The organism is Streptomyces sp. DvalAA-14, from assembly GCF_900091855.1.
Taxonomy (GTDB): Bacteria; Actinomycetota; Actinomycetes; order Streptomycetales; family Streptomycetaceae; genus Actinacidiphila.
The window spans coordinates 1-10066 of record NZ_FMCH01000554.1 but is presented as its reverse complement, the minus strand read 5'-3'; the positions used below and the strand labels follow the sequence as shown (position 1 = coordinate 10066).

The window sequence follows — 10066 nt, the reverse complement described above, 5'->3', positions numbered from 1 at the left end:
AGTAGATGGAGGCATTCAACATGCCACTGCTTACTGGCCGGCAGTGATCACCTGCGCGTGCTTCAGAGCGGCCAACGTCATGCTGTGGGTTGCAATAATGAACTGGCATCCGTCTCCGACGCGACCGTCCATCCAAGAGATGAGCTCTTCCGTAAGTCTCGGCGCGAGCCCGACCTCCGGTTCGTCCAGCAGGTACAGAATTCCTATCTTGGGACTCATATGCTTCAAAATGTCGCGAAATGACTCCTGGGGGCTTTCATGCCCGTCGCGGCTAGAACGGAGTCCGGGATACGAGGCGTACCAGACATCCTGTGGTCGCGGGCGATGATGGAAGTTGATTTCCAACGCATGCTCACAGCAGGAGGACCTAAAAATCTATTTCCGGCGTCGTTTGATCAAAACAGCTACGCCGGCCAGAGCGAAGCAAACTATGAGGAACGTAATACCGGCGGGATTCGCCATACCGGCGCCATAGGCCAAGTACATGATGCTCTCCATGGAAGGCGGGACCCGGGGGCCCGCCGTTAGGCGGGTCCCCGGGTTGAGACGGTCAATCCTCAAATGTTCCAGCAAGATTGACGCCGACGTTGAATGCGCTGTAGCCAAACTTGATTCCTGTGGCAACGCCTTCGGTGGCAAATTCATCGCCCACAGCGCCGGTGCCGAGTGTCGCCGCATCCAGTATGCCGGTCGCGAGCATCGTACTCGTGGAGGCTCCATCTAGTGCCAGGCCCCGTAGTGCTTCAAAACGGCCTCACCGTCTCTGACCTGGGACCTTTCCCCTTGATCAACTTGCCCGGTGGTACTCGTTGATAAGGCCAGTGACCGCTTGCCGCCGCTCGGTCCGGGTTGCAGGGAGGGGGATGATGTTCGGGTCGTCGAGGGGAGCGAGCTGCCCTCGGCCCTGGTGGGGTCTGTGTCGGTTGAAGTGGGTGGCGTACTCGTGAAGGACTTTGTGTGCGTGGCCGCGGTTGTAGATCAGGAGCCGGTCAGCGCATTCCTCGCGCACAGACCGGACGAAGCGTTCGGCGTGCGGGTTGCAGTTCGGGCTCCTCGGGGGAATCTTGGTCACTGCGATGTTCTCGCTGGCGAAGACGGCATCGAACGCGGCGGTGAACTTGGCGTCCCGATCGCGGATGAGGTGGGTGAAGTCGGCAGCGCGGGCACCGAGTTGCCAAAGGAGTTGCCGGGCTTGCTGGGTTGCCCAGGCGGCGGTGGGGTGAGCGGTGACGCCGAGGATGTGAACGCTGCGGGTGCCGACCTCCATAACGAAGAGGACGTACAGCCGTTGCAGCCCGATGGTGTCCACGTGAAAGAAGTCCGTGGCGAGCAGGCCGCCGGCCTGGGCTTTCAGGAACGCCGCCCACTCGCCGCGGGGCGACTGGTGTCGCGGTGCGGGTCCGAGGCCGGCCTGACGCAGGATGCGGCGGACGCTGGCTGCGCTGACCCTGTGCCCGAGGCGGCGGAGTTCGCCGTGGACGCGGCGGGCGCCCCATCGGGGGTTCTCGACGCCGAGCCGGATGATGAGTTCGCGCAGCTCATCGGATATCGGTGGCCGTCCTGGCGATCTGGGCTGGGTCCACTTCTGCTTGACCAGGCGCTGGTGCCAGGCCAGCAGAGTGCGCGGAGAGACGATCCGGTGGTTGCGCAGGATCCGCGGCAGCAGCCGGGCCAAGGCTGCGAACAGGGCGCGGTCTGGCCAGGTCGGTTTCGGGGTGTCGACCTGTCGACGCAGCACCGTGACCTCGTGCCGGAGAAGCAGGATCTCGGCGTTCTTTGCAGCAGAGGATCGGCATAGAAGGACAAGCCAGGCGAAGATCCGGGTGGCCAGTAGGTAGATCATCCGTAGGAGCACGTTGCGATGATGCCGGATGGTCGTCCGGTTGGGAGCATCAGACCAGGTCAGCAGTTGTGAAGGGATTTTGAAGCAGTACGGGCCCCGGCATCTCCTTGCTCCAATGCGACGGCAACCTGGTGATCTACGACCGGTATTCCTAGGCCACCCGGGCGACCGCGGCCAGGGGCGCCACCAATGTCCTGCACATCGAGGACAGCGGCAGCATCCAACTGCGCGCCGCCAGCGGCGCCCGCCTCTGGCCCAACCACGCGTATGCGTGGCTTCGCCTCGCCTCGCGCCAGGCGGAGGTGGACGAAGGGAAGGCGGCTTTACGCGCCAATGACCACCGTCCCGACAGTGTCTGAAAAGCTGTCATTATGACCGTGGGCCGGGGAACTGGACCTCGGCGGTCGATGTTGACTTTGCTCCGCCTCCGGCCGCCGCGACGATGGTCTGCCACAGGTCGAGCCCCACGCCCCGCCCCCAGACGCTGCGCCGACTGGGATCCCACGGGTTATTCAGCCCTCGACTCGGCACGATGTTCACCCCGCCCGTGCCGGCTGTGGCGCACACGATCTGCCCGCCGGCGACCTGGGGGGAGCCGAATACCTTCGGTTTGAGCACGGGCTGGGCGCTGCGCGCGTCCTTGTAGTCAAGCGAGAAGAGGAAGCACTGGCCGTCGTTCAACGGTCGGCCGAGTACCGTCCCACCCTGGAGCTTCCCCGTGATGCGCCGATCGGTGGTGACGATCGTGCCCATGCACTCGCACACCTTTACGGTCCGCGCGCTGTCAGGCGTGTCGAACGGTCCACCGGCGTCGTCCACCGTCACCGCGATCTTCACCCAGCCGATATAGCAACTGCCCGACCAGGTCTCCTCGCCCTGCAGTGCGACCGGTACTCCGTGCTTCCACTGCATATTGAGCGGAGCGTATCTTCCCTGGGCCGAGTCCTTCGGGTCGGACACTACCGCCCAGCTCGGAACGTATTTCTCCGAATTCTCGTGGATGAGCTTTCTGAGATCAGCGTTCAGTTCCATGGCGCCACGCCCCCCTCGATGCGAATATTCTCGACGCACCCCGTTGAAAGTCCTCTGCCCGGCTGCCATATGGTAGGTGCTGGCAGTGTGTGATCACATCTGTTCGTCACAGCCCACCAGTTCATTGCGCCGAGCCCGGAAGCGCTAGGCACGTGGTGACCAAGCAGCGGGGAATGACGGAGTGGAGCGTCACATGGCGCGGTGCCGTACCCGGCGGGGCAGACACCAGCAGATCCACCGTTCCTGTGGTCAGGGGATTCTGGGTGAGAACGAGGTCGCCGACGTGGAGCCCGGCCCGGTCAGCGGGACCGCCGGGCACGAGGTATTCGATCTGAACGGCGTTCGCGTCGTTGCCCGGCCGGTACTCGACCCCCAGACCGGGTGTGTCGGCCACGCGCTCCAGCCCCTGGAGGACGAGCGCAAGCATGAGGGTTGCCACGGCAGCGCCAACGATCAGGTACTTGCGCGAGCGCCGGGCAAGCCGCGTGAGCATGTCCCAGAGCGGGTCGTCCGGCAGCGTGCCGGACTCCTGCTCCCTCCCCTGGTCCGCCCCCTGTTCGGTGGACGCCAGTTCTGCCAGGCTGGGAAGGCTGAGACCGCCGAAGGCATGGTCGGACAGCCTGCTCCGCCACTGCTCCTCGGATCCGGCGCCGAACCCCAACGGAGCGTGCGCCGCCGAGTCGACCGCGTGGATCAGGCCGTACATCACGTGCTGAGTGAGGAGGCTCTCATCCCGCAGCACGGTTCGCAGCAGGTCGGCTATGTGCAGCACAGTCGCGACCGACGCTGTCGCCTCGATGTAGGAGCCGTCGGTCATCAGGACATCTGTGGTCGGATCCGAGTCACCCGCTGCGTTGGACGCGTGCGGGGAGGCTGGGGAGTCCGGCGTGCCGAAGAAGTCGTCCCATCGTCCGGTTGGCTCCACCATCGCGATCGATGTCGCGAGGCCGAGTGTGTCGACGACCCCCTGGGCGTCGCGGTTTCGGGCCGCGTGCCTCAGCGCGGAGCTCACGGTGTCGGAGGCGGCGAGCGGCAGTTCGCTGCCGCTGCGCGGACGCTGTCCCTCTGGCGGCGGGTCGTTGTCGTCCACCAGGGCGCCTTCGGACGTCCAAGTGGGCTGGTATGTCACTCGGGCAGGGGAAACGGGGGGCCGTACCGTCCATACGGCGAGGCCTGCCCCAGCAGCTGGGGCGGCGGGGTCGCCGAATGCGTTGCGCAGTCCCGAACGCATCCGGCCGTGGAGGCCAGTCCACACGTCGGTGCCGTCGAGGACGTCGGCGGCGCACCCCGCGAGAAGTTCGGAGGCGACGGCGTCGTGGAACGGGCCGGTGGGGCCGATGACGGTGGTGGCTCCCCGCAGGAGGCACGACATGGGGAAGCTGACCGGGTCCCGGCCGAATGCCGCCTCCAGATGGTTGACCCAGCAGGTCCCCAGGACGACGGTCCGCGGCCACGGCAGGCCGAGCGCAGTGGTTGCCGACAGCAGGGTGTCGTCGGCGAGCCGGGGCAGACGCTCGTGATGGCGAGTCAGACCGGGCACGGACTCGCCGTGCGCGGAGATCAGGACGAGGTCGGGCGCGGGCCGGTGCCGGAGCCCCTCGAAGAGGCCCTGTCGGTCCGTCGTGACCCGGACTTCAGCGGCCCAGCGGTCACGCAGGCGCTCCTCGGCCTGGAAGGAACGAAGCCCGTTGCGGTCAAGGTGAACCACGACGCGTGGGCCTGACTCAGGGGGCGTGCCGGGGGTGGCTGCCGAAGGGAATGCGCCGGTCGGGTCATCGGTCGCTCCCACCGCTTCAGCGTCGGCCACCGGCTCGTTCAGCAGCGCCAGCGACGGCACATACGTCACGAGCGCGCACTCACCCAGCAGCGCCTGACGGTCGAGCGGGAACCCTGCCAGTGGCAGGCTCGCCACGGGTCCGTCGGGTACGACCAGGAGCACGGGCGGGCGGCCTGCTTCGGCCGAAGCGGCGAGGGCGTCCTGCAGTCCGGGCGGTAGGACTGCAGTCGCAATCTCCATCCACGCCAGCAGGTTGCACTCGACGTTTCGACTCAGATGTCCGACCGCCTCACGATCGCCGTCCTCCAACGCGTCGAGGGCCAGGGCACCGTTGTGGGCCACACTCACCGGGTCTGGTGCGATCCCTGTCGTTCCCTCAGGGCGTGGCAGAAACGAACGGCGCAGTGTCATCCCGCTCCCGACGGACGCCATCACCGCGTCGACGGTCCATCCCGCCGGCCCGCGACGGGTGCGCAGCGCGAGGACCACGCCGTCCCCGACCCGACGCAGGAGCTGTGGCACGTCGGTGGCGGTCGGGGGAGGAAGAACTGCGTGGAGGGAGTCGACCCACTCGTTCAGAGCGGATTTCGCGCCGGCGAGCCCAGGCGTCGCGAGGGCAGCCATCCACTGCCCGAACCAGGTCCCGTCGCCAGAGGGCGTCCCCACGCGCGTAAGGGATTCGTGCTGCTCCAACTCCTCCCAAAGGGCCGCGAATTCCGGATCATCGGGCACCTCAGGAGCGGCCAGGGCGTGGTCACGTGCGGCGCGGCGACGTGACTCCATGAGCCACAGGGCGAGTTCGGCTTTCTTGGCAGGCGAGCATTGCCTCTCGCGCGCCAGGATGTCCAGAGCGGCGTCATGGAGGGGCTCGACGTGGCGTGCGAGGCCGCTGCGCAGCTGCGGGCGCCGCAGTCCGATGCGGAACTCGTCGAGCAGTCCCAGCCCGAAACGCAGCAGGTCCATGGCGTGTTCCGCTTCGGAGGGACGGGCGCGGGGGCGATGCTCGAGCGCGCAAAGGGCGGCGTGGGCGAGAGCGCTGCCGATTCCGCCGCGGTCCTTGACCTCGGTGTATTTCTCGACGGCCGTCATGTACGCCGCGGCGGCCTGCGGCGGGTCCAGCTCCGGACTGTTCCCCAGAACCGTCAGCGCGCGGGCGTGCGCCCGCACCATCTGCGCATAGTGCATCGCGTAGTTCGCGCCGGACTGCCCGGCGACGGCCACTGCGGCCGCGACTGCGATGGCGTTCGGGCGCACGCCGGCGGAGAGAAGTCCGGCCCGGCTCTGCTGGGCGACGGCCGCAGCGATGGCGTCCAGGCGCTCGCTGGCAGCGAGACCTCGCGCCGGGCCCCAGTCCTGGTAGAGGCGGTTTGCCAGCTCCAAGGGGAACAGGTGTCCGGTGCCGTACCAGGCCAGCCGGGCAAGCCTGGCAGGGGAAGGGGCGGGCGGCTTTGTGCCGGTGCCGGTGTGATGCGCGGAGAGCACCGTCAGGGCAAGCGGAGTGCGCCCTCGGGCGGCCAGCGCCTTGCACCAGCGGGCGGCAGCCTCGGTGGAGCCGATATCGTCGAGGAAGGTTGCCTCGGCGGCGAGGTACGCTCCCTCCCCGGTCACACCAGGAGTCTCTTCCGCGTAGCGCATCAGGTACTCGACGGTGTCCGTTTCCCCCACGGATGCCGCAGATTCGACGGCCCATGCAATGAACCACGCGAGGGACCGGGCACCGCCGACGCTCGCGAACTCCCGTGCCCGCCGCAGCAACCATCGTTCACGCCATTCCCGTGCGACTTCCGGGGGCGCGTCGTCCGGCAGCGTCGGGTCGCTCTCGACCCCGTCGACGGTGATCGTGATCCGCCACCACCCGGTACCTGCCTGCAGGAACGCGTCCTGGCGACGCACGTCCCTTACGGCACGCCGCCCGCGCCGCGTCAGCATCATCCGCACGGGGACGCGGAATCCGGCACTCGTCTCCGGCCTTCTGGAGATCCGGTCCCGGACCATTCCGAGCAGGGGAGCCAGGGCGATGCCCACGAGCAGCGGTACGTACCGCGACGTCCACGAGCCGTAGCCGTTATGCAAGAGGTAGAGCGCCGATGCCATGGCTATGGCGGGGGCGAGCAGGAGCTTGCGGGCGAATCGGAGATAGCCCGGGCTGGTGGTGACCTCCCACATGAGCTCGATCTGGGCCATAAGCGTGTGGGCGAGGCGTCCTCGTAGTACCAGGTGGACGGCGAGGGCGATCAGGATCGGGAACCAGGCCGCGGCGCGGGCGGCGTTGACAGCCTCGTTGACGTTCGACAGCAGGTCGGATTCCTGCGCATTCCAGGAGCGGAAGGGCGCCACTGCCCAGCCGTCGGGAAGTGGCCGGGTGTCCGGACGGCGCCACTCCCACACTGCTCCCACTACGACGAGCGGCAGAACGGTGACGACTTCCAGGACCCGCCTGCGAGCCGCCCTTATCCACCGGTAGGTTTCCGTATGCCAGAACAGCCGTAATCGCCACGGTAACGCAGGCTCCTGCGAGAGCGTTACGCCATTCATGTCGTCTCCTGCGGGATGAGGAGATCATCGTACCGGGGCACCCGGCATTTCCGGGGGGATTTCAATCCGTGGGGGAGAGACTGTGGAAGTCAGAGCGCAACACCCCGTCGCCTTCCCGCTGGCCCCTGGCGGCGCTTCATCTGTGGTCTTCCTCCTGCCGGACGCCGCCGACCTGTCTGACCTGGAGCAGGCTGAACTGCGCGTGGCCCGGGCGGCGCTGGCCACCGAGGGCATACCCGAGCGCGGAGCCGTCGACGACATCGCGGCGGTGGCGAGGGACACCTCCGTTGCCACCCTCACCACGTTCCTGCTCACGGCAGGGGGTACCGCCCTCCGCAACCGCTGGAGCCGGCACCGTGGTCCCGTCTCCGCCACCCCGGCATGGGGGTTCGAGGCCGCATGGGCGAAGGTGACGCTCTCCGCGGCAGCCACCGCACCGCAGGGCGCCGGCCAGCCTCGGCTCGTCTCAGCGGCGGAGGAACCCGCAGACCACGAGTGGCGTTTCGAGTGCGATCTGGGCAGCGCCCGCTTCCTGGCCCGGGTGGACCGCGACAGCCCGGTGGTGCTCTGGTCCCGCCTCCCGGTGGCGGGACCAGAGCATTCGTAGGGGCGAAATCCCCAGTCGGGAATCGGGGACGGCGCGCCCTCATAGATCCGCCTCCAAGGTGCGACTTGCGCAGACCGGGCAGGCGGCGCTGTCCCGGCTGGCCTCGGGCGCGGTGCACGGTGCGCGGCTGCAGCGGGCGGCGAGCAGGTCCTGCGAGAGCTGCCACAGGCGGGAGGCGGCGGCCGGGTCGAGGGCGTGGCGGGCGACGCCGCGGCGGATGCCGGGGGTGTGATCATGGCTGAGGGAATATCGGGCAGGCCAGCTGTGCGGCGGCTGGTTCATGCCGGCAAGCGTGTGGTCAGGGCGTTGGCGAACCGGTGTTACTCGGCGACGACCGGCATGCTCGTGTTCTGCCCGTAGTGTGCGAGGCATGAGCGGGTCTCGTTCATGCCTCCGCGCAGGAAGTGAAGGGCTGGGAGGAGAAGCCTGGTTCGGTCGGGGCTGGGCACATTGCCGCCTGCCTGAAGGGCGGTCAGCAGTGCTTCTGCGCTGGTATGTTGCCGGGCAAATAGCTGGCCTTAGGTCTGAACGAGTTCGTGCAGCTCGTCAGCGGCCCGTTCCGCGTCACCCGGTTCGCTGACCTGTAGCTGTAGGAAGCTGTTGCCGGGGGGTAGCCGACCGGTCGGGCGATGGTGGCCGCCGTCGGGGATGAGGCCCCTGGATGTCTGCGAGGAGTCGTTCGAGGGGGTCGTAGCGCAGTCCGACTACTGGGTTGATCTTCAGCGGGTGGTGTTTCGAGGCGCGGTTGAGTCCGACCGAGGCATGGAAGCCGTTGCCGAGGTCGTGGGTGTAGAGGTCGCCGGTCTGCTTGCGCCGCCCGGCACCGGTCATCCGATCCCGCGCGGTGTTGCTGAACGCGGCTATCAGGTCGCGCATCATCGGTCTAGGGTAGTGGTCCGCTCTCGTCGTTGGCCTGCGAGTCGCGGAGCAGTTGTTCGCCGGGTGGCGGCGGCCGGATGCCTCGCAGAAGCGCCCTCGACGTGGGGCCCGTTTGGAGCGGCCTTCGTGCGACTACCGCACGAAGGCAGGACGGCCGGTCAACAGGGACGGATGCTGGGTGATGCGTGGCATCCGGCCGTCATCGGTCGACCCGGGGGCTGCGGTGAACCCGAAGCGGGCCCGGTCTCGACAACGATGCCCGTGGCCGTGGCCGCCTGCTTCTTCGCGCGCCGCTGGACGCGGGGCTGCCAGTCCTTGCGGACCTCCCGCTCCATGTAGGTGGCCGCCACAGGGCGCGAGGCCGGCGCGGATGGTGCGGAGTCAACGTGCGGGGTGAACGCGGCCCATGGCTCCCGCTGCTGGCGAGTGCCACCTCCGCCCTGGTGCTGCTTGGGCATCACCGCGATGCCCAAGCACGAGCGCCTGAACGCCCCCGGCTTCGTCCAGCGCTACAAGAACGCCGTCGCCGACTACCAGGACCACCTGCTCGCCTGCTGCCCGAAGCAACAACCCCTTCCCTGCCCGGGCTCCCATCGGTCGTACCAAAGCTGCGCTGCACCGAGCAGCACCGAGCACGCAGCGCGGCCGCGCCGGTCGGGGTCGGCAGCTCACGGCCGGAAGTTGGCGCCGGCGCGGCGTTGTCTCGCTCGACCGTCCCAGCCTGGTGTCATTGCCACAGCTGTCCCAGCAGGTCAGGGCATGGGACGTCCCTCGTTTCCCTCAACGTCTGCTGCTGCCGGACCTGCTGTCTGCCGCTCCCACATGATGGGTCGCAAGCAGAGCGGCGCGGAAGTCAGGCATGCTGCCACAGCCGTCGGGGCCTCCGCCCTCGACGATGGCGTGGCCTGTTGCGCTGCTTGATCGGAAACAGGACGGGAGAACATTCCTCATGAACGCACGCAAGCAATCACGTCTCGCCACGATCGTGGCGATCTTGGCCGTCGTCATCGGAAGTGCCACAGCCTCCGCCACAGCTCAGGCTTCGCCCTCGCCTACCCGACCCCAGGGGGCTCCTGGCATCAATGCGTCTCCAGCTCTGAGTGCCCAACCGCTTGGCATCAGCGGGAAGTGGATCTACGACTACAAGAGCCCCCACGAGACCAGCCATGTCCAGTCGTACGGCAAGGTCGAGATGTGCTTCAACGTGACGGGGGATCACCTGTACCAGGGCTACCGTCTGATGCTGATGCAGAGGATCGGTGGAGTTGCCGCATACGATAAGGAGCTGTGGGCCAAGGACTACTGGGGGTCGAAGCACAAAACGTGCACGGGGTGGCGGTCAGCGGGCCACGACAAGGTGTGGGCATGGATCACGCCGGTGAAGAGTCCGACT

At 67.6% G+C, this 10066-nt stretch carries 9 protein-coding genes and 1 pseudogene; 2 read left to right on the top strand and 8 right to left on the bottom strand.

All coding sequences use genetic code 11. The annotated features are described in order from the left end of the window. Positions 1 to 30: 30 nt before the first annotated feature. From GA0115240_RS39465 to GA0115240_RS29770, 5 genes are all read right to left on the bottom strand, one after another. Entirely contained in the window at positions 31 to 219 is a 189-nt protein-coding gene (locus GA0115240_RS39465) for an AAA family ATPase (RefSeq protein WP_093741437.1), read from the bottom strand. A gap of 331 nt (positions 220 to 550) precedes the next feature. Beyond that, positions 551 to 700: a hypothetical protein gene (locus tag GA0115240_RS37400; protein ID WP_161302575.1), complete on the bottom strand. Its 150-nt coding sequence runs from the start codon at positions 698 to 700 to the stop codon at positions 551 to 553. 87 nt (positions 701 to 787) lie between these two features. Beyond that, positions 788 to 1843, bottom strand: coding sequence for an integrase core domain-containing protein (locus tag GA0115240_RS29780; RefSeq protein WP_176725210.1), 1056 nt, complete (start codon positions 1841 to 1843; stop codon positions 788 to 790). A gap of 369 nt (positions 1844 to 2212) precedes the next feature. Beyond that, a complete protein-coding gene (locus tag GA0115240_RS29775; RefSeq protein ID WP_141709013.1) occupies positions 2213 to 2875 on the bottom strand; it encodes a hypothetical protein in 663 nt (220 codons plus the stop codon). 121 nt (positions 2876 to 2996) lie between these two features. After that, entirely contained in the window at positions 2997 to 7187 is a 4191-nt protein-coding gene (locus GA0115240_RS29770) for a CHAT domain-containing protein (protein WP_107407234.1), read from the bottom strand. A gap of 82 nt (positions 7188 to 7269) precedes the next feature. On the opposite strand from GA0115240_RS29770, the gene GA0115240_RS29765 reads away from it, so the two are divergent. Continuing rightward, positions 7270 to 7794, top strand: coding sequence for a hypothetical protein (locus tag GA0115240_RS29765; RefSeq protein WP_093741428.1), 525 nt, complete (start codon positions 7270 to 7272; stop codon positions 7792 to 7794). 39 nt (positions 7795 to 7833) lie between these two features. Here the strand turns inward: GA0115240_RS29765 and GA0115240_RS36415 are convergent, their stop codons facing one another. The 3 genes and pseudogenes from GA0115240_RS36415 to GA0115240_RS38845 all read right to left on the bottom strand — a co-directional run. Beyond that, a complete protein-coding gene (locus GA0115240_RS36415) occupies positions 7834 to 8076 on the bottom strand; it encodes a hypothetical protein (protein WP_141709012.1) in 243 nt (80 codons plus the stop codon). A 282-nt stretch (positions 8077 to 8358) separates the two neighbouring features. After that, positions 8359 to 8673, bottom strand: a complete 315-nt coding sequence (locus GA0115240_RS36410; RefSeq protein ID WP_141709011.1) for a hypothetical protein — start codon at positions 8671 to 8673, stop codon at positions 8359 to 8361. A gap of 171 nt (positions 8674 to 8844) precedes the next feature. Further along, a pseudogene (locus GA0115240_RS38845) lies at positions 8845 to 9017 on the bottom strand (XRE family transcriptional regulator); the annotation flags it as partial. 605 nt (positions 9018 to 9622) lie between these two features. Between GA0115240_RS38845 and GA0115240_RS29755 the strand changes: the two are divergent. Beyond that, a partial coding sequence (locus GA0115240_RS29755) for a hypothetical protein (RefSeq protein WP_141709010.1) occupies positions 9623 to 10066 on the top strand: 444 nt, incomplete at its 3' end.